At 70.3% G+C, this 219-nt stretch carries 1 protein-coding gene; it reads right to left on the bottom strand.

Annotated features, from left to right (window positions below):
• On the bottom strand, positions 1 to 195 hold a 195-nt coding region (locus tag KUM49_RS47070), incomplete at its 3' end, for a phosphopantetheine-binding protein (protein WP_374200285.1).
• Between the last annotated feature and the right edge of the window lie 24 nt (positions 196 to 219).

Raw genomic sequence — 219 nt, 5'->3', positions numbered from 1 at the left:
CGCGGCCAGACCGGCCGGCGTCGGCGTCTGGAACAACGCCCGCACCGAAACCGACACCCCCCGCCCACGCAACCGCTCCACCAGCGAAACCGCCAGCAACGAGTGGCCACCCAGCACAAAGAAGTCGTCATCCACGCCCACCTGGTCCACCCCCAGGACCTGCGCGAACACCTGGCACAGGATCTCCTCCTGCACCGACCCCGGACCACGACCCCCGCC

Source organism: Streptomyces sp. AC555_RSS877 (assembly GCF_019049245.1).
Taxonomy (GTDB): Bacteria; Actinomycetota; Actinomycetes; order Streptomycetales; family Streptomycetaceae; genus Streptomyces.
The sequence above is the reverse complement of the archived record's forward strand: the minus strand, read 5'-3'. Positions and strand labels throughout refer to the sequence as shown.